Genomic DNA, 18853 nt, shown 5'->3' on the forward strand with positions numbered 1-18853 from the left:
AGTCAAAGGGCAGGCTGGCAAGCATAAAAAAAGGCGCCACTGGCGCCTTGTTTCATGAGCTGATCATTCTTCCGATCCAGATGAGGATACAGGCTCCGACGAAGCCGGAAATCAGATAGCCGAGCCAGCCGCCGAAAGAGACACCAAGAAAACCGAATATGAAGCTCGCCACTGCGGCACCGATGATGCCGAGTATGATATTCATGAATATGCCAGTGCTGCTATTCATGAAATTGGAAGCAATCCAGCCAGCGAGACCACCAATGATGATGGCAGCAATCCAGCCTACGCCTGCACCGCTCATTTGATCCACTCCTTTAATCCCAGCCCAGCAAGCACGATGTTTGGCCAAACCAAGCCTTGAAACACGTCTTCCAAAATTGGGACCGAAAAGCGGACCCGCTTAGGAAACGACAATGTGTGATAACAGGTTCCCGAAGCGTTTGCGCTTTACGCTACACCGCAAGAAATCGGATCGATCGTTCGAACAGTCGACAAATGCTTGGAACATCGGCTTATCTATCGGGATAAACTCTTCGCTCCAAGCATCTGTTAATGAACGTGTTATGTGGCCGGAAGTTCCCAACCGGCCGCAAAAATATCAGAGCCCGGCAGGCACAATGCCGCCATTGTCCTTCAGCTTCTGAATGACCTGCTTGTGCAGCCAGACATTCATCGTCGCGGAATCGCTCGTGTCACCCGTATAGCCGAGCTCCTTGGCAAGTTCCTTGCGATGTTCGAGGCTGCTGTCGAGGCCAAGCGCCTTCATCAGATCGACGATAGACGTTTTCCAGTTGAGCTTCTGACCACTTTTCGCCACTGCCGCATCAAGGACAGCGCTGACATCGACTGCGCCCGTGGCTGCAGGTGCTGACGAAGAGGGAGCTGCCGTCGGGGAAGGTGCTGCTGCCGTGGTCTGGCTTGGTTCGGCTGTTGCGGTCGTTTCCGGGGCAGGTGTCGCTGCTTGTGCCTGACCCCAGATTGCGCCCTTGATCTTGTCGAAAATGCCCATGTCGAACTCCAGTTGTAAAACAGGTGGCCCGACCGGTGAATTGTCTGAACAGACATGGTCGGACACGTCAATCAGCCAAAAAACATGGATGACTGTGCCGAATAGAATGCATTATTTTGAAGTTGGTTCCAGTCAATATTGCATGTCAGCAATCGATTACTGAATTTATGCCTGTATATCTCTTTTTAAATGAATGGTCTTCAGCTGGAAATATAGGGTGTTCGTTCGGTCTGGTGAATATAATAATGCTCGATAGCAACATCGGGAAGTTCGGACAGATAAAATGATTGTCCATCTGCCGCTTTGGATGTGCCTTCACCTGTCCCGCTTGTGCCAGCATCGCTCTTGAGTGGCACCGCAACAGACAGGCCGTAAAGAACGACGCCCCAGATCACGAAGGGCGAGGCGGCGATAAGTACGAAGATGTACTGAGCTGTTTCCATGATGTGAATTTTGAAGTCATCATCTCTAAACGTCAAAGAACAGACCACCTGCGTTGGGATGGTTGTGCGCTTTGATTTCCCAATCATAGCCGCCAACTGGGGAATAAAAGTTCTGACTATCCCGTGCAAAGCGTTCCACGAGCCAACGCTCGTCATGCGTGTGCTGTTGATTATCAACAATCTCCGAAAACAAACGTTGCATTTTCGCCACAATGCGTTGCATAGATGCAACGCTATTGGGTATCATGGTTAATATGAACGCAGCGAATCTGACCACAGATAAGGATAAGACGGAACAATCGTCGCGCAAGGGCGAGGGGCGCAGGCTTCTGGCATTGCCCGGCATTATTACCGTCGTTTCGGCGCTTGTTACAGCGTCGATTTCGTTTGCGATTCTGATTGGCATCACCCCGATCACGCCTGATCGCACTGTCACGCTGGCTCTGGTCATTATCAACGTCGCGTTGATTTTGTTCCTGATTCTGCTGATTTGCCGCGAGGTCTATCGCATCGTAACAGCACGCCGGTCTGGCAAGGCGGCATCGCGACTGCATGTTCGTATTGTCGCCTTGTTCTCCCTGATTGCCGCAGTTCCGGCGATTGTGGTGGCGATTGTCGCGTCGGTAACGCTTAATCTCGGTCTGGATCGCTGGTTCGATACCAATACGCGCGATATCGTGAATTCCTCGCAGAGCCTGACAACGGCCTATATCCGCGAGACGGCGCTCAACCTGCAAAGCACGTCCTATTCGATGCTGCAGGATCTGGATGCACAGCGCACGCTTTACAGTCTGGACCGAGGCGGTTTCATTGAATTGCTGACATTGCAGACGCGCGGACGCGGGTTGCTCGGCGCATTTCTGGTGCGTGAAAACGGCTCCATCGTTGTGAAAAGCAATACAGGTCTGGAAGCGCCGTTGCCGCCGCCAACTGAAGATGCGCTGAAAACGGCAACTGACGGAAAGCCCGTCATCATACCGCCCGGCAACCTCGATTACGTCGGCGCTATTATCAAGATGCGCGAGATACCGGATGTCTATCTTTATACCGTCCGCCGGGTCGATTCGCAGATTCTCGATGCAATGCGCTTGATGGAAGCCAACACGCAACGCTATCAGGAGATGGATGCGAACCGCATTCCAACGCAGATTGCGTTTGCGCTTTTGTATTTCGGTCTGACGCTGATCGTCCTTCTGTCTGCAATCTGGACCGGTATCGCGGTTGCGGATCGTCTGGTGCGCCCAATCCGCCTGCTGATTGGCGCAGCCGATGACGTAGCCGCCGGTGATCTCGACGTATCGGTTCCCGTTCGCTCTTCGGATGGCGACGTGGGCGCCTTGTCGGGCACCTTCAACAACATGGTTGCGGAGTTGAAAAGCCAGCGCAACGAACTGATTTCTGCCAAGGATCAGATTGACGAACGTCGCCGTTTCTCGGAAGCCGTGCTTTCGGGTGTCACAGCGGGCGTGATAGGCATCGAGACTGATGGGTCGATCTCGATTCTAAACCGCTCGGCGGAACACATGTTCGGCGTTACATCGCAAGATGCGGTGGGCAAAAGCCTGAGCAGCATTGCGCCGGAAATCGGTCAGGCATTTGAAGTCGCCCGCACTGCGGACAAGCCGATGCATCGCGAACAGGTGAGCATGACGCGCAATGGTGTGGCGCGTACATTCAACGTGCAGGTTACGGTCGAAGATGTTGAATCTGAAGATCATTCTTATGTCGTGACGGTGGATGACATTACCGATCTGGTGCAGGCGCAGCGCACCTCTGCATGGGCTGATGTCGCGCGCCGCATCGCGCATGAAATCAAGAACCCGCTGACGCCGATCCAGCTCTCAGCTGAACGCATTCGCCGTCGTTATGGCAAGGTCATTACCGAGGACCGTGAAGTCTTCGATCAATGCACCGACACTATTATTCGGCAGGTCGGTGATATTGGCCGTATGGTCGATGAGTTCTCTGCTTTTGCGCGTATGCCGAAGCCGGAAATGCGGCAGATGGATATGCGTGAAGCACTGCGTGAAGCATCATTTTTGATCGAAGTCAGCCGCAGCGACATCAAATTCGAAAATGATTTCGGACCGGAAAAGCTGACTGGTTCTTTTGACAGCCGTCTGATCGGTCAGGCTTTCGGTAATGTCATCAAGAATGCGAGCGAAGCGATTGATGCCGTTGCCAAGGAAGACCGCGGCGATGGGCACATTCTCATTCGTTCTTACAAGGCTGACGGGAATTTGGTTGTCGACGTGATCGACAATGGCAAGGGCTTGCCGGGCGATGACCGTCAGAAGCTGCTTGAGCCCTATATGACCACGCGTGAAAAGGGTACGGGGCTTGGCCTCGCCATCGTTCGCAAGATCGTTGAGGATCACGGCGGACATCTCGAATTGCATGACGCGCCAGCGGATTTCCACGGAGGTCGTGGCGCAATGATACGGATGGTCTTTCCAGATACGCAATCCGGTATAACCGAGGCTGCCAATGGAAATGACACGACAAAGATAGCTGGACAGGTGAATTGATATGGCAGCCGATATTCTTGTAGTTGATGACGAAGCGGATATCCGGGAGCTCGTAGCTGGTATTCTCAGCGATGAGGGTCATGAAACCCGTACCGCCTTCGATGCGGATAGCGCACTGGCGGCCATCGGTGACCGCGTGCCGCGACTGGTGTTTCTAGACATCTGGCTTCAGGGCAGCCGTCTTGACGGTCTGGCTTTGCTGGATGAAATCAAGAAGTTGCATCCTGATCTGCCGGTGGTCATGATATCCGGTCACGGCAATATCGAGACGGCGGTTTCCGCCATCCGGCGCGGTGCTTACGACTTTATCGAAAAGCCCTTCAAGGCGGATCGATTGATCCTCGTTGCCGAGCGCGCGCTGGAAACCTCCAAGCTGAAACGCGAAGTTTCCAATCTGCGCAAGCGTTCCGGCGAAAGCATGGAGCTAATTGGCGCATCGCTGGCCATGAGCCAGTTGAAACAGACCATCGAGCGCGTCGCGCCCACCAACAGCCGTATCATGATCACCGGCCCTTCGGGTGCTGGTAAGGAGCTGGCAGCCCGTGCCATTCACGCGCAATCGACCCGTTCGAACGGACCTTTTGTCACCGTGAACGCCGCGACGATCACGCCGGAGCGCATGGAGATCGAGCTTTTCGGCACGGAAATGGATGGTGGCGAGCGCAAGGTCGGTGCTTTGGAAGAAGCGCATGGCGGCATTCTCTATCTCGATGAAGTTGCCGATATGCCGCGCGAAACGCAGAACAAGATTCTGCGCGTGCTGGTAGACCAACAGTTCGAGCGTGTCGGCGGCACCAAGCGCGTCAAGGTTGATGTGCGCATCATTTCGTCAACGGCACAGAATCTGGAAGGGATGATTGCCGAAGGCACATTCCGTGAAGATCTGTTCCATCGCCTGTCGGTTGTGCCAGTTCAGGTTCCGCCGCTCGCAGCGCGTCGCGAAGACATTCCGTCGCTCGTCGAATATTTTATGACCCAGATTGCCGGGCAGGCAGGTATCAAACCACGCAAGATCGGTGCCGATGCCATGGCCGTGCTTCAGGCCCATAGCTGGCCGGGCAATATTCGTCAGCTTCGCAACAATGTGGAACGTCTGATGATTCTGGCCCGCGGTGACGATGCCGATGCGCCGGTGACGGCTGATCTTCTGCCTGCTGAAATTGGTGACACGCTGCCGCGTGCGCCAACAGAATCGGACCAGCACATCATGGCTCTGCCACTGCGCGAAGCGCGCGAACGTTTTGAGAAGGAATATCTGATCGCGCAGATCAACCGCTTTGGCGGCAATATTTCGCGCACTGCGGAATTTGTCGGCATGGAACGCTCGGCTCTTCATCGTAAATTGAAATCACTCGGCGTATAAGCACCTAGTGATTTTACAAGCGGAGCAGCCATGCGGGTGATCGTATGCGGAGCGGGGCAGGTCGGCTATGGCATAGCCGAGCGACTGGCCGCCGAGGAAAACGACGTTTCCGTCATCGATACGTCGGCGCGTCACATCGAAATCGTGCGTGACACGCTGGATGTGCGCGGATTCGTCGGTCATGGCTCGCAGCCGGACGTACTGGCTGCGGCTGGCGCCGACGAAGCCGATATGATTATCGCCGTTACGCTGTCTGACGAAGTGAACATGGTCGCCTGTCAAGTCGCGCATTCGGTGTTCAACGTGCCGACGAAGATTGCGCGCATCCGCGCCCAGTCCTATCTTCAGGCCGAATATCAGGACCTGTTTCTCCGCGAAAACCTGCCGATCGATGTGATCATTTCGCCCGAGCTGGAAGTGGGCGAGGTGGTGCTGCGCCGTATCGCCTTGCAGGGCGCGACGGATGTTTTGCGCTTTGCCGATGATCGCGTTATTGGCCTTGCCATTGAATGCCTTGAAGAATGCCCGGTCATCAACACGCCGCTCAAGCAATTGACCGATTTGTTTCCCGATCTGGCGGCAACGGTGGTCGGGGTCGTGCGCAATGAAAATCTGTTCATTCCGCGCTCGTCCGATGAGCTGAATGCAGGCGACCTCGCTTATGTGGTCACCACGCGCGAGCAGGTGCGCCGGACGCTGTCACTGTTCGGGCATGAAAAGCCGGAAGCGCGCCGCATCGTTATCGCGGGCGGTGGCAATATCGGGCTTTATGTCGCCAAGGCTATCGAAGACCGGAAATGGCAGACCCGCGTGAAGATGATCGAAAGCGATCATGAGCGCGCTTTCACGATTGCCGATCAGTTGAAGCGGACCATGGTGCTGCATGGCAGTGCGCTGGATCAGGCTTTGCTGCAAGAGGCCGATATTCAGGATGCCGATCTGATGGTTGCGCTCACCAATCAGGATCAGGTGAATATTCTATCCAGCATCATGGCAAAACGCCTTGGCTGCAAAAGCAACATGGCCTTGCTCAACACGGTCGCCTATCAGGATTTCACCCACATGGTGGGGATCGACGCCTATATCAATCCGAAAGCGGTAACCGTTTCCAAAATCCTCCAGCATGTGCGCCGGGGCCGCATCCGTGCAGTCTACAGCGTCTATCGCGACATGGCGGAAATCATTGAAGCTGAAGCGCTGGAAACATCGTCGCTCGTCGGCGCGCCGTTGCGCGATCTCGATCTGCCGGTCGGCTTGCGAATCGGCGCGATCTATCGGGACGGGCAGGTTATCCGCCCCAATGGCGATGTTCGCATCAAGCCGAAGGACCGAGTGGTGATTTTCGCCACGGCTGAAGCGGTGAAACATGTGGAGCAAATGTTCCGCGTCAGCCTGGAATTCTTTTGAAGATAGAATTCTGATATAGTTAATTAAATATGAGTGGTATAAGTCATCAAGGTACAATCTTGGGGGCTTATATGGATATTTGTACCTTTTGGTACGGACCTCGCTTACGCGAAGTTGATCGGATTTGTCTGGCATCGATGGTCATGACCGGTCAGCGCGTGAAGCTTTTTGCATACGCGCCGATTGAAAATGTACCCGCTGGCGTGGAATTGCATGACGCCAACACGGTCTTGCCTGAACTCGCTTTCAAACGGCTTGATCCCGGCTATCCGTCTTTTCGTTCGTCACGCACGATTGTCCAGTTCAGCGATATTTTCCGTATCATGTTGATGAAGCACCGGCAGGGCGTGTGGCTCGACACCGATGTGTTTCTCGCGAAACAGTTCCATCCCGATCCGGCGAAGCCCTATCTTGCGCGCGAAAACAGATATCGGGTGGGCGTGTCAGCGCTTTATTTCCCGCATGATCATCCGATCATTGGCGAGTTCGAAGCCTATATGTCCGCGACCTATCCTCTGCCGCGTTGGCTGGGATTGCGGCGCGGTCGATTGCGACCACTCTATTACCGGACGATTGGCAAGGAAGTCACGCCTGCCTCCATCGGGATCACGGTATTCGGCAATGACGGTATTTCGCGGCTCGCCCGCAAATACGGGATTTTCAAGAACGCAGCACCGCGTGAGAATTTCTATTATTGGGTCGGCAAGGATGCGACCCGCATCTACGATCCGGCCTACGGTCTGGAGCCACTCAACCATCCGGACTTTATAGGCTTCCATGTCCATAAAAAACACAAGGCTGTTGTTTCATTACAACCCGGCAGTTTTTACATGTGGATGAGGGATCAGGTGAAACCATTGCCCGAAAGTAATGATAATATTGAGCTTTCCAAGGCGAGCTGATCACGCCGCACTAACGTTGCTACCAATATTTGACACGTGTTCAACAAAATTGTCGGTTGCGCAAAGATTCCCATCCTGTTAACCGAAAGCTGAGGGCGAAGCAGTTGTCTTTCCACAGCAATTGCAGTTCCGTACCGGCACCTCGCGTTCCGGTGCTTGATTTATGCAAATGCGCATGCTCGTCTACAGCAATTCCCGCAAAAGTGTGAAACGGTTTTGCGTTAGGAAATGCGACAAGGAATAACGGCATTTCCAGCAAAAGTCTGAAACGGTTTTGCTGATCCAGAAATGCATGAAAACAAAGAGATAGAGCGGGTTCACCGCTTTCACGTATCGCGAACAGGCTGCTGATCGATTAAAGGAATAAAAACAATGGCTGAACGATCGCAAAATCTTCAAGACCTTTTTCTGAACTCCGTACGCAAACAGAAGATCTCCCTGACGATTTTTCTGATCAATGGCGTAAAACTGACCGGTATTGTGACGTCTTTCGACAATTTCTGCGTGCTGCTGCGCCGCGATGGTCATTCGCAGCTTGTTTATAAGCACGCAATTTCGACGATCATGCCGAGCCAGCCGGTTCAGATGTTCGAAGGTGAGGAAGCCTGACGCTTTCCGAATTCCATTCGGGTGTAGCGGCTTCGTCCATCGAGGTCGCGTCGCCCTGATGTATTGTTAGACGATGATTCCGGGTTCCAGCCATGGGACTCGGATACAATTGCTTAACGCCCGGGGCGTCTTCTATTTGAAACACGCATAGCGGTGACCTATTTGTGCTTGATGATGGAGCGCAATGTGTCTGCTCTCCCCGGAGAATATTTATTTGTCCAAATTCAAGGATAAAAACGCGTCGTCCTTCGACGCGCATAAAGACGATGCAAACAAGGGCTACGGCCTTTCCGAACAAGAACCGACCAGAGCTGCCGTTGTCGTTCCCATTTTGCCGGAGCGCTATAATACCAACGGTTCAGGCGAAGAAGGTGCACGCACGCAGTTTCAGCGCTCCAGCGAAGCGCGCTTGGAAGAAGCTGTCGGTCTGGCGCGCGCTATCGATCTTGAAATCATTCACGCCGAAGTCGCCGTTATTGCCAATCCGCGGCCCGCAACTTTGCTTGGCGCGGGCAAGGTGGAAGCCATTGCCGATACGGTTAAGGAAAACGACATCGGGCTGGTCATTGTCGATCATGCTCTGACGCCGGTACAACAGCGCAATCTCGAAAAGGAATGGAACGTCAAGGTCATCGACCGTACGGGCCTGATCCTTGAGATTTTCGGTGAGCGCGCACGGACCAAGGAAGGTGCGTTGCAGGTCGAACTGGCGCATCTGAATTATCAGAAGGGTCGTCTGGTTCGCAGCTGGACCCACTTGGAGCGCCAGCGCGGTGGCGGCGGCTTCCTTGGTGGTCCGGGTGAAACCCAGATTGAAGCCGACCGTCGTCTGTTGCAGGACAAGATTCTGAAGATCAAGCGCGAGCTTGAAACAGTTGTTCGCACGCGCACGCTGCATCGCCAGAAGCGACGCAAGGTGCCGCATCCGATTGTTGCGCTTGTCGGCTATACCAATGCCGGTAAATCAACGCTGTTCAACCGCATGACGGGTGCTGAGGTGCTGGCCGAGGACATGCTCTTCGCCACGCTGGATCCGACACTGCGCCGCATTCGTCTGCCCCATGGCGAGACGGTGATCCTGTCCGATACGGTGGGCTTCATTTCCAATCTGCCGCACCATCTGGTGGCAGCCTTCCGCGCCACGCTGGAAGAAGTAGTGGAAGCCGATCTCATTTTGCACGTGCGCGATATTTCCGATCCGGATAACGCCGCGCAGGCTGAAGATGTCGAGAATATCCTTGCCGGTCTCGGCATTGAGCCGCAGGATCGCAAGCGCGTCGTGGAAATCTGGAACAAGATCGACAACCTCGACGAGAGCGGCCGTGAGGCGGCATTGCGTCTGGCTGCTGCCGGTGGTGATGAAGGCCGCCCGATACCCCTGTCAGCCATTACAGGCGAGGGTGTTGATCGCTTGCTTAGTCTGATCGAAACACGGATAGCGGGCGTACTTGGCGCTATCGATATCGTTCTTTCGCCTTTCGAGCTGCACATACTGAACTGGATCTACGAGCACGGCAGTGAAGTGCAGCGCGAAGACCTGGAAGACGGTTCGGTTCGGGTCAAGGCGCGTCTCACGGAAGTGGCGCGCCGGACGCTCGACGACAAGCGCGGTATCAAGCCGGAGAAGCCGGAAAACGACTGGGATTAGTCATGATTCCGTGAGGAACCGAGCACCACTTGCGGAACAGGGGCGCAACGCCCTATGTATGGTAGTCCGACGATTCAAATCCACTCAATTCGCATCATTACATCCAGAGGCCCATAATGAGAGATCCGATTGAAACCGTCATGAACCTCGTGCCGATGGTGGTCGAGCAGACCAACCGTGGCGAGCGGGCCTATGATATTTTCTCGCGCCTTCTGAAAGAGCGTATCATCTTCGTCAACGGACCAGTCGAAGACGGTATGTCAATGCTGGTTTGCGCGCAGCTTCTGTTCCTCGAAGCCGAGAATCCGAAAAAAGAGATCAACATGTACATCAACTCGCCGGGTGGCGTGGTGACGTCCGGCATGGCGATCTACGATACGATGCAGTTCATCCGTCCGCCGGTATCCACGCTCTGCATGGGGCAGGCCGCATCGATGGGCTCGCTGCTTCTGACGGCAGGTGCAACCGGCCAGCGTTATGCGCTGCCGAATGCCCGCATCATGGTTCACCAGCCTTCGGGCGGCTTCCAGGGCCAGGCGTCCGATATCGAGCGTCATGCGCAGGACATCATCAAGATGAAGCGCCGTCTGAACGAAGTTTACGTGAAGCACACGGGCCGCGACTACGAAACCATCGAACGCACGCTCGACCGCGATCATTTCATGACCGCTCAGGAAGCGCTCGAATTCGGTCTCATCGACAAGGTCGTAGAAGCACGCGATGTGAGCGCCGACGAATCGAAGTGAGCCTGAATCCGGCTCGCTTCCAATTTTTGGCCCCTTTTGCCACAAAAGGGGCTCAATTCTTGGACCAACGTGAAGGTTAACGCGCCGCGTTAAGCATCTGTTGGGCATCAAGGCGCTAAAGTTGGTCAGATCAGGCCGAATCTTTGCCGGGAACTTATTTTTTGTTTGTTCGAAGGTTCAGGTTCTGCAAAAGTCACTGAAAGACTCCTTCGGTCGGGGAGTCTACGGTGAACGGAAACCTAGAGACTACAGGGACAGTGCGTATCAACTGTCATTGTGACCGGTAGAAGGCGTGTTTTTCCTTCTTTACTGGGTCCGAACCGGAAGAAACGATCGGAATGAACAGCCCAAGGTTCGTTTCGGTTTATTGAAAGGAAACTGCAATGAGCAAAGTCAGCAACAGCGGCGGCGATTCCAAGAATACGCTTTATTGCTCGTTCTGCGGCAAAAGCCAGCATGAAGTGCGCAAGCTGATTGCAGGCCCGACCGTTTTCATCTGCGACGAATGCGTCGAACTCTGCATGGATATCATCCGCGAGGAAAACAAATCCTCGATGGTGAAGTCCCGCGAGGGCGTGCCTACGCCGCAGGAAATCATGGCCGTTCTTGACGACTACGTCATCGGCCAGAAGGATGCCAAGCGCGTTCTGTCGGTCGCGGTGCACAATCACTACAAGCGTCTCGCGCATCAGTCGAAGAGCAACGATATCGAACTGGCGAAGTCGAATATTCTTCTCGTTGGTCCGACCGGCTGCGGCAAGACCTATCTTGCCCAGACGCTCGCTCGCATCATCGATGTGCCATTCACCATGGCCGACGCGACGACACTCACGGAAGCCGGTTATGTCGGTGAAGACGTTGAAAACATCATCCTGAAACTGCTTCAGGCTGCTGATTACAACGTCGAACGCGCACAGCGCGGCATCGTTTATATCGACGAAGTGGACAAGATCAGCCGCAAGTCCGACAACCCGTCCATCACACGCGATGTATCGGGTGAAGGCGTGCAGCAGGCGCTTCTCAAGATTATGGAAGGCACCGTTGCTTCGGTTCCTCCGCAGGGTGGTCGTAAGCATCCGCAGCAGGAGTTCCTGCAGGTGGATACGACGAACATCCTGTTCATCTGTGGCGGTGCTTTTGCCGGTCTCGATAAGATCATCTCCGCACGTGGCGAGAAGACCTCCATCGGCTTCGGCGCGACGGTCCGCTCGGTTGACGAACGTCGTATCGGTGCGGTGTTCCGCGAGCTGGAACCGGAAGATCTGCTGAAATTCGGTCTCATTCCGGAATTCGTTGGTCGTCTGCCGGTTATCGCAACGCTTGAAGACCTTGACGTTGATGCACTGGTCCAGATCCTGACCGAGCCGAAGAACGCGCTCGTGAAGCAGTATCAGCGCCTGTTCGATATGGAAAATGTCGAGCTGGTGTTCCACGACGACGCTCTGCGCGCCATTGCCAACAAGGCAGTAGAACGCAAGACGGGTGCTCGTGGTCTGCGCTCGATCATGGAAAAGATCCTGCTCGACACGATGTTCGAACTGCCGACACTCGAAGGCGTTCGCGAAGTCGTGATATCCGGTGATGTCGTGGATGGCAGTGCCCGTCCTCTGTACATCTATGCGGAGCGTCAGGACGAGAAGGGCAACGTTTCGGCCTAAGAGATTGAAAATATCCTCAAAAGGCCGCGAAAGCGGCCTTTTTTGTTGCCAGTCAGACAATTCGCCTTAGTGTTATAGGCTTATTGCTCTTGTATCGGGGCATATCCAAAGCGGCATATTGTGCAAATTGCCGGGACGGCGCAGGATAGTTAACGATTCTATGAAAGCTGCCCCGATACTGGCTATTGAATTGCTGGGCTTGGCTCTCCAAGTATGAACCGAAGCACGCTGTGCGACCTGCCTCATGATGAAAGGGGGCGTCGGCGTGGCAGTCGGGTCGAAAGGCCTGAGAAAGGACTTGAGTTATGACGGGTATTGAAGACAAGACCCCGATGGGTGGAGCAGAAGCGGGCGGTGCAGACGGGCTTTATGCCGTTCTTCCGTTGCGCGATATTGTGGTCTTCCCGCACATGATCGTTCCGCTTTTTGTCGGACGCGAAAAGTCTATTCGCGCTCTGGAAGAAGTGATGGGCGTCGACAAGCAGATATTGCTTGCGACCCAGAAGAACGCTGCCGACGACGATCCGGCGCCAGACGCGATTTACGAAATTGGCACGATTGCCAATGTGCTTCAGCTTTTGAAGCTGCCGGACGGCACTGTAAAGGTGCTGGTCGAGGGCACAGCGCGCGCCAAGATTTCCAAGTTTACAGATCGCGAAGACTATCACGAAGCTTACGCTGCGGCTCTGCCGGAGCCCGAAGAAGATGCTGTCGAAATCGAGGCGCTGGCCCGTTCGGTGGTTTCCGACTTTGAAAACTACGTCAAGCTGAACAAGAAGATTTCGCCGGAAGTGGTTGGCGCTGCCAGCCAGATCGACGATTATTCCAAGCTTGCTGATACGGTTGCTTCGCATCTCGCGATCAAGATTCCTGAAAAGCAGGAAATGCTGTCCATTCTCTCGGTGCGTGAGCGTCTTGAGAAGGCTCTTTCCTTCATGGAAGCCGAAATTTCGGTTCTGCAGGTTGAGAAGCGCATCCGCTCGCGCGTCAAGCGCCAGATGGAGAAGACGCAGCGCGAATATTATCTCAACGAGCAGATGAAGGCGATCCAGAAGGAGCTTGGTGACGGCGAGGACGGTCGCGATGAAGCGGCTGAACTGGAAGAACGCATCAACAAGACCAAGCTTTCCAAGGAAGCGCGTGAAAAGGCCCAGGCTGAGCTGAAGAAGCTCCGCACCATGAGCCCGATGTCTGCCGAAGCGACGGTTGTACGCAACTATCTCGACTGGCTGCTCTCCATTCCGTGGGGCAAGAAGTCCAAGGTCAAGCAGGACCTGAACTTTGCGGAAGAAGTGCTCAACAACGATCACTTCGGTCTCGATAAGGTCAAGGAACGCATTGTCGAATATCTCGCGGTGCAGGCTCGTTCGACCAAGATCAAAGGCCCGATCATCTGCCTCGTTGGACCTCCCGGCGTGGGTAAGACCTCGCTTGCGCGCTCCATCGCCAAGGCAACCGGTCGTGAATATGTGCGTATGTCGCTTGGCGGCGTGCGCGACGAAGCTGAAATCCGCGGTCACCGCCGCACCTATATCGGCTCGATGCCCGGCAAGGTCATCCAGTCGATGAAGAAGGCGAAGAAGTCCAATCCGCTCTTCCTGCTCGATGAAATCGACAAGATGGGTCAGGATTTCCGCGGTGATCCGTCGTCGGCAATGCTTGAGGTGCTGGATCCGGAACAGAACGCAACCTTCATGGATCATTACCTTGAGGTTGAGTACGACCTGTCCAACGTCATGTTTGTGACGACTGCCAATACGCTGAACATCCCGGGTCCGTTGCTGGATCGTATGGAGATCATCCGTATCGCCGGTTACACCGAGGACGAAAAGCTGGAGATCGCCAAGCGGCACCTGCTGCCGAAGGCCATCAAGGATCATGCATTGCAGCCGAAGGAGTTCTCGCTCACGGACGATGCACTGCGCAATGTGATCCGCCTTTACACCCGGGAAGCCGGTGTGCGTAGCCTTGAGCGCGAGATGATGACTCTCGCCCGTAAGGCCGTCACCGAAATCCTGAAGACGAAGAAGAAGTCGGTGAAGATCACCGACAAGAATCTCTCCGACTATCTGGGTGTGGAGCGTTTCCGCTTTGGTCAGATCGACGGCGAAGATCAGGTCGGTGTTGTTACCGGCTTGGCATGGACGGAAGTTGGCGGCGAATTGCTGACCATCGAAGGTGTCATGATGCCCGGCAAGGGTCGCATGACCGTCACGGGTAACCTGCGTGACGTGATGAAGGAATCGATTTCCGCTGCGGCATCCTATGTCCGGAGCAGAGCAGTTGATTTCGGCATCGAACCTCCGCTGTTCGACAAGCGCGACATCCACGTCCACGTACCGGAAGGTGCGACGCCGAAGGACGGTCCGTCCGCAGGTATCGCCATGGTCACGACCATTGTTTCCGTGCTGACCGGCATTCCGGTCCGTAAGGATATCGCGATGACCGGTGAAGTGACGCTGCGCGGTCGGGTTCTGCCGATTGGCGGCCTGAAGGAAAAGCTTCTCGCGGCTCTGCGCGGCGGCATCAAGAAGGTTCTGATCCCGGAAGAAAACGCCAAGGATCTGGCGGAGATTCCGGACAATGTGAAGAACAATCTTGAGATCGTTCCGGTGTCTCGCGTTGGTGAAGTTCTGAAGCATGCACTCGTGCGTCAGCCCGAACCAATCGAGTGGACGGAGCCCGAAGCACCTGCAAATGTGGCTGCTGTTGACGATGAAGCAGGCGCTACAACGGCGCATTGACAGTCGATAAGACGACCAACAAACGAAATGCCGGGCCAAAAGCCCGGCATTTCTGTGTTTAACCCCAGAAAACCGGGCTTTTTTGCCATTGACAGGCTTGGTTTGGCGAGCGTTTCGAATAAACTCCGCCCAATCCGGTCACGTTATCCGTTCCGGTAGGTAAAGAAAGGAAATGCCAATGAACAAGAACGAATTGGTTGCCGCAGTCGCGGAAAAGGGCGGTTTGACGAAGGCTGATGCCGGTACGGCTGTTGACGCTGTGCTCGCTGCTGTCACCGGCGCACTGAAGGCTGGTGAAGAAGTCCGCCTGCCAGGCTTCGGCGTTTTCTCCGTTTCGCACCGTGCAGCTTCGACCGGCCGCAATCCGTCGACCGGCAAGGAAGTTGCTATTCCGGCCCGCAACGTGCCGAAGTTCTCGGCCGGCAAGGGCCTGAAGGATGCCGTAAACGGCTAATGCATGATCTCGGAAAGCCGACAGGCTTTTCGAAGCATTTGTGTGTGAAGGCAAGATTTCGGTCGCTGCGGTATAACGTGAGCGGCTGTCGAGAAGGCCCGGTTCGTCCGGGCTTTTTTCTTTGGTGCAGTGATATCCCGTTCGTTTGAACATGACGGCTCACCAATCAGAATAAGCTCTGAGGTTTAGGGTATCCGTGCCTTCTATTTTGGAGTCTCGGATTTCGGTGTCGTGTTGGATGATCTGCCGAACAGGATTGAGCGCAGTTGGCTTGAAGCTGACTGGAAGGCCCGAAACTTGGAAACTTCCGTGTCAGAGGATTTATGAAAAAAGCCGGGCGCTAGGCCCGGCTTTCTTTGTATCTTCACTGTCTAGCTGCGCTTACTCCGCAGCTTCCGAGTTTCGCTTGGGGCGTCGTTCCAGCAGTTCCTTGAGGAAATGGCCGGTATAGGAGCGCTTTTCCTTCACGATGTCTTCCGGACGACCCACAGCAACGATCTCACCGCCGCCGTCGCCGCCTTCAGGGCCAAGATCGATTACCCAGTCGGCAGTCTTGATAACTTCGAGATTGTGCTCAATCACCACCACCGTATTGCCCTGTTCGACCAGCTCATGCAGCACTTCCAGCAGCTTTGCTACGTCATGGAAATGCAGGCCAGTGGTTGGCTCGTCGAGGATATAGAGCGTGCGTCCGGTTGCGCGGCGCGACAATTCCTTGGCGAGCTTCACACGCTGCGCTTCGCCGCCCGAAAGCGTTGTCGCCTGCTGCCCAACCTTGATATAGCCGAGGCCGACCTTGACCAGCGTTTCCAGCTTGTCGCGCACTGCGGGCACGGCGGAGAAGAACTCCGCGCCTTCTTCAACGGTCATATCCAGCACATCAGCGATGGACTTGCCCTTGAACAGCACTTCCAGCGTTTCACGATTGTAGCGTTTGCCGTGGCAAACGTCACAGGTCACATACACATCCGGCAGGAAGTGCATTTCGATCTTGATAACGCCGTCGCCCTGACAGGCTTCACAACGTCCGCCCTTCACATTGAAGGAGAAGCGACCTGGCTGATAGCCACGCGCCTTTGCTTCCGGCAGGCCGGCGAACCAGTCGCGGATCGGAGTGAAAGCGCCGGTATAGGTCGCCGGATTGGAGCGCGGCGTGCGTCCAATCGGCGACTGGTCGATATCGATCACCTTGTCGAGGAACTCCAGCCCCTCGATGCGATCATGTTCCGCCGGATGCTCGCGGGATCCCATGATGCGGCGCGAAGCTGCCTTGAACAGCGTTTCGATCAGGAAGGTGGACTTGCCGCCGCCCGAAACACCCGTCACTGCGGTAAAAGTGCCAAGCGGAATATCTGCCGATACATTCTTCAGATTGTTGCCGCGTGCGCCGACAACACGAATACGCTTGGTCTTGGAAATCTTGCGACGCTCCGATGGAACGGCGACTTCCATGACGCCCGAAAGGTATTTGCCGGTCAGCGAATTGGTATTCGACATCACGTCTTTCGGTGTGCCCTGTGCGATCACCTTGCCGCCGTGGACACCAGCTGCCGGGCCGATATCGACCACATAATCGGCCGTCAGGATGGCGTCTTCGTCATGCTCCACCACGATAACCGTATTACCGAGATCGCGCAGATGGCGAAGCGTGTCCAGCAGGCGGGCATTGTCGCGCTGATGCAGGCCGATGGACGGCTCATCCAGCACGTAGAGAACACCGGTCAGACCGGAGCCGATCTGAGAGGCGAGGCGGATACGCTGGCTTTCGCCACCGGAAAGCGTGCCGGAATTGCGCGCCAAAGTCAGATAATCGAGGCCGACATCATTGAGGAACTGCAGGCGCTCGCGGATTTCCTTAAGGATGCGCGCTGCAATTTCCCGCTGCTTGTCGTTAAAGCTGCCATCGACGTCGCGGAACCAGGCATCCGCCTTGCGGATGGACATTTCGGTGATTTCGCCGATGTGCTTCATGCCGATTTTCACGGCCAGCGCTTCCGGCTTCAGGCGATAGCCATTGCAAGCCGGGCAGGGCGTCGAAGACATGAAGCGCTCAATCTCTTCACGCGACCAGGCGGAATCGGTTTCCTTCCAGCGACGTTCTAGGTTTGGAATGACGCCTTCGAAAGGTTTGGTGGTCTGATAAGAACGCAGGCCGTCGTCATACTGGAAGGTGATTTCCTTGCCGTCCGTGCCATGAAGAATGGCGCGTTGTGCTTCCTTAGGCAGATCTGACCAGCGGGTGCCTATCTTGAAGCCATAGGCCTTGCCCAGCGCTTCCAGTGTCTGATTGTAATAAGGTGAGGACGACCGCGCCCATGGCGCAATCGCTCCGTCTTTCAGGGCAGCGCTTTCATCGGGCACGATCAGGTTCGGATCGATGGCTTGCTGCGTACCAAGACCGTCGCAGGTCGGGCAGGCACCGAATGGATTGTTAAAGGAGAACAGGCGCGGCTCGATTTCCGGAATGGTGAAGCCGGAAACAGGGCAGGCGAATTTTTCCGAGAACAGCACACGTTCGTGGGTCTCGTTGGCCGACTTGTTGGCCGCACCACCTTCCGCCGTTTCTTCCGGCGGAAGCGGCTTGTCGGCAAATTCTGCGATAGCCAGCCCTTCGGCGAGTTTCAGACAGGTTTCGAGGCTGTCCGCAAGGCGCGAGGTGAGGTCAGGGCGCACGACGACGCGATCCACCACCACATCGATATCGTGCTTGTATTTCTTGTCCAGTGCCGGAACATCGGCAATCTCATAGAACGTGCCGTCAACCTTGACGCGCTGAAACCCCTTCTTGAGAAGCTCCGCCAGTTCTTTCTTGTACTCGCCCTTACGCCCGCGCACGATCGGCGCCAGAATGTAAAGACGCGTGCCTTCTTCCAGCGCAATGATGCGGTCCACCATCTGGCTGACGGTCTGGCTTTCGATGGGGAGGCCGGTTGCTGGCGAATAGGGCACGCCCACACGCGCGAAAAGAAGGCGCATATAGTCGTAGATTTCCGTAACAGTGCCGACAGTCGAGCGCGGATTGCGGCTCGTCGTCTTCTGTTCGATGGAAATGGCAGGCGACAGACCGTCGATCTGATCCACATCCGGCTTCTGCATCATTTCCAGAAACTGGCGCGCATAGGCCGAGAGGCTTTCCACGTAGCGGCGCTGGCCTTCTGCATAGATGGTGTCGAAGGCAAGCGACGACTTGCCCGAGCCGGAAAGGCCCGTCATGACGATCAGCTTGTCGCGTGGCAAATCCAGATCGACGTTTTTAAGATTGTGCTCGCGCGCGCCACGTATGGAAATGAATTTCTGATCGCTCATTCCGCGTCCTGCCTGCTTCGTGATGCCATGGAT

14 protein-coding genes are annotated in these 18853 nt (G+C 55.3%); 10 read left to right on the forward strand and 4 right to left on the reverse strand.

Features of this window, described 5'->3' with window-relative positions; translation table 11 throughout:
* Positions 1–52: 52 nt before the first annotated feature.
* From QBD01_RS17455 to QBD01_RS17465, 3 genes are all read right to left on the reverse strand, one after another.
* Positions 53–304 carry a GlsB/YeaQ/YmgE family stress response membrane protein gene (locus QBD01_RS17455; protein ID WP_280993875.1) on the reverse strand — a complete coding sequence of 84 codons (252 nt, stop codon included), beginning with the start codon at positions 302–304 and terminating at the stop codon, positions 53–55.
* A gap of 297 nt (positions 305–601) precedes the next feature.
* Complete coding sequence (locus QBD01_RS17460) at positions 602–1012, reverse strand: DUF3597 domain-containing protein (RefSeq protein WP_280993876.1); 411 nt, start codon at positions 1010–1012, stop codon at positions 602–604.
* A 200-nt stretch (positions 1013–1212) separates the two neighbouring features.
* Positions 1213–1611 (reverse strand): hypothetical protein, encoded by a 399-nt coding sequence (locus QBD01_RS17465; RefSeq protein WP_280993877.1) that lies wholly within the window; start codon positions 1609–1611, stop codon positions 1213–1215.
* Between the two features lie 56 nt (positions 1612–1667).
* On the opposite strand from QBD01_RS17465, the gene QBD01_RS17470 reads away from it, so the two are divergent.
* The 10 genes from QBD01_RS17470 (at position 1668) to QBD01_RS17515 (ending at position 15514) form a co-directional block, all read left to right on the forward strand.
* Positions 1668–3983 (forward strand): PAS domain-containing sensor histidine kinase, encoded by a 2316-nt coding sequence (locus tag QBD01_RS17470; RefSeq protein WP_280993878.1) that lies wholly within the window; start codon positions 1668–1670, stop codon positions 3981–3983.
* 1 nt (position 3984) lies between these two features.
* Positions 3985–5346 carry a sigma-54 dependent transcriptional regulator gene (locus QBD01_RS17475; RefSeq protein ID WP_280993879.1) on the forward strand — a complete coding sequence of 454 codons (1362 nt, stop codon included), beginning with the start codon at positions 3985–3987 and terminating at the stop codon, positions 5344–5346.
* A 30-nt stretch (positions 5347–5376) separates the two neighbouring features.
* Positions 5377–6753: a Trk system potassium transporter TrkA gene (trkA, locus tag QBD01_RS17480; protein ID WP_109368955.1), complete on the forward strand. Its 1377-nt coding sequence runs from the start codon at positions 5377–5379 to the stop codon at positions 6751–6753.
* 71 nt (positions 6754–6824) lie between these two features.
* Complete coding sequence (locus tag QBD01_RS17485; RefSeq protein ID WP_280993880.1) at positions 6825–7655, forward strand: hypothetical protein; 831 nt, start codon at positions 6825–6827, stop codon at positions 7653–7655.
* Positions 7656–8027: 372 nt separating this feature from the next.
* Positions 8028–8264 (forward strand): RNA chaperone Hfq, encoded by a 237-nt coding sequence (hfq, locus tag QBD01_RS17490; RefSeq protein ID WP_002964239.1) that lies wholly within the window; start codon positions 8028–8030, stop codon positions 8262–8264.
* Positions 8265–8478: 214 nt separating this feature from the next.
* Entirely contained in the window at positions 8479–9912 is a 1434-nt protein-coding gene (hflX, locus tag QBD01_RS17495; protein ID WP_280993881.1) for a GTPase HflX, read from the forward strand.
* Between the two features lie 116 nt (positions 9913–10028).
* Positions 10029–10658, forward strand: coding sequence for an ATP-dependent Clp endopeptidase proteolytic subunit ClpP (gene clpP / locus QBD01_RS17500; protein WP_078338597.1), 630 nt, complete (start codon positions 10029–10031; stop codon positions 10656–10658).
* Positions 10659–11041: 383 nt separating this feature from the next.
* Positions 11042–12316, forward strand: a complete 1275-nt coding sequence (gene clpX, locus QBD01_RS17505) for an ATP-dependent Clp protease ATP-binding subunit ClpX (RefSeq protein ID WP_078338598.1) — start codon at positions 11042–11044, stop codon at positions 12314–12316.
* Between the two features lie 305 nt (positions 12317–12621).
* Positions 12622–15060, forward strand: a complete 2439-nt coding sequence (gene lon, locus QBD01_RS17510) for an endopeptidase La (RefSeq protein WP_182520423.1) — start codon at positions 12622–12624, stop codon at positions 15058–15060.
* Between the two features lie 178 nt (positions 15061–15238).
* The gene (locus tag QBD01_RS17515) at positions 15239–15514 is read left to right on the forward strand and encodes an HU family DNA-binding protein (RefSeq protein WP_006470422.1); all 276 of its coding nucleotides are present in this window, start codon (positions 15239–15241) and stop codon (positions 15512–15514) included.
* Positions 15515–15895: 381 nt separating this feature from the next.
* Here the strand turns inward: QBD01_RS17515 and uvrA are convergent, their stop codons facing one another.
* On the reverse strand, positions 15896–18820 hold the full coding sequence (gene uvrA, locus QBD01_RS17520; protein ID WP_280993882.1) for an excinuclease ABC subunit UvrA: 2925 nt from the start codon (positions 18818–18820) through the stop codon (positions 15896–15898).
* Positions 18821–18853 lie beyond the last annotated feature (33 nt).

It is taken from the genome of Ochrobactrum sp. 19YEA23 (genome assembly GCF_029909865.1).
Taxonomy (GTDB): Bacteria; Pseudomonadota; Alphaproteobacteria; order Rhizobiales; family Rhizobiaceae; genus Brucella; species Brucella gambitense.

Excerpts from the sequence above, each read along its gene's own strand:
- QBD01_RS17455 (WP_280993875.1), bottom strand. The coding sequence starts at position 304 with ATGAGCGGTGCAGGCGTAGGCTGGATTGCTGCCATCATCATTGGTGGT.
- QBD01_RS17460 (WP_280993876.1), bottom strand. The coding sequence starts at position 1,012 with ATGGGCATTTTCGACAAGATCAAGGGCGCAATCTGGGGTCAGGCACAA.
- QBD01_RS17465 (WP_280993877.1), bottom strand. The coding sequence starts at position 1,611 with ATGACGAGCGTTGGCTCGTGGAACGCTTTGCACGGGATAGTCAGAACT.
- QBD01_RS17470 (WP_280993878.1), top strand. The coding sequence starts at position 1,668 with ATGCGTTGCATAGATGCAACGCTATTGGGTATCATGGTTAATATGAAC.
- QBD01_RS17475 (WP_280993879.1), top strand. The coding sequence starts at position 3,985 with ATGGCAGCCGATATTCTTGTAGTTGATGACGAAGCGGATATCCGGGAG.
- trkA (WP_109368955.1), top strand. The coding sequence starts at position 5,377 with ATGCGGGTGATCGTATGCGGAGCGGGGCAGGTCGGCTATGGCATAGCC.
- QBD01_RS17485 (WP_280993880.1), top strand. The coding sequence starts at position 6,825 with ATGGATATTTGTACCTTTTGGTACGGACCTCGCTTACGCGAAGTTGAT.
- hfq (WP_002964239.1), top strand. The coding sequence starts at position 8,028 with ATGGCTGAACGATCGCAAAATCTTCAAGACCTTTTTCTGAACTCCGTA.
- clpP (WP_078338597.1), top strand. The coding sequence starts at position 10,029 with ATGAGAGATCCGATTGAAACCGTCATGAACCTCGTGCCGATGGTGGTC.
- clpX (WP_078338598.1), top strand. The coding sequence starts at position 11,042 with ATGAGCAAAGTCAGCAACAGCGGCGGCGATTCCAAGAATACGCTTTAT.
- lon (WP_182520423.1), top strand. The coding sequence starts at position 12,622 with ATGACGGGTATTGAAGACAAGACCCCGATGGGTGGAGCAGAAGCGGGC.
- QBD01_RS17515 (WP_006470422.1), top strand. The coding sequence starts at position 15,239 with ATGAACAAGAACGAATTGGTTGCCGCAGTCGCGGAAAAGGGCGGTTTG.
- uvrA (WP_280993882.1), bottom strand. The coding sequence starts at position 18,820 with ATGAGCGATCAGAAATTCATTTCCATACGTGGCGCGCGCGAGCACAAT.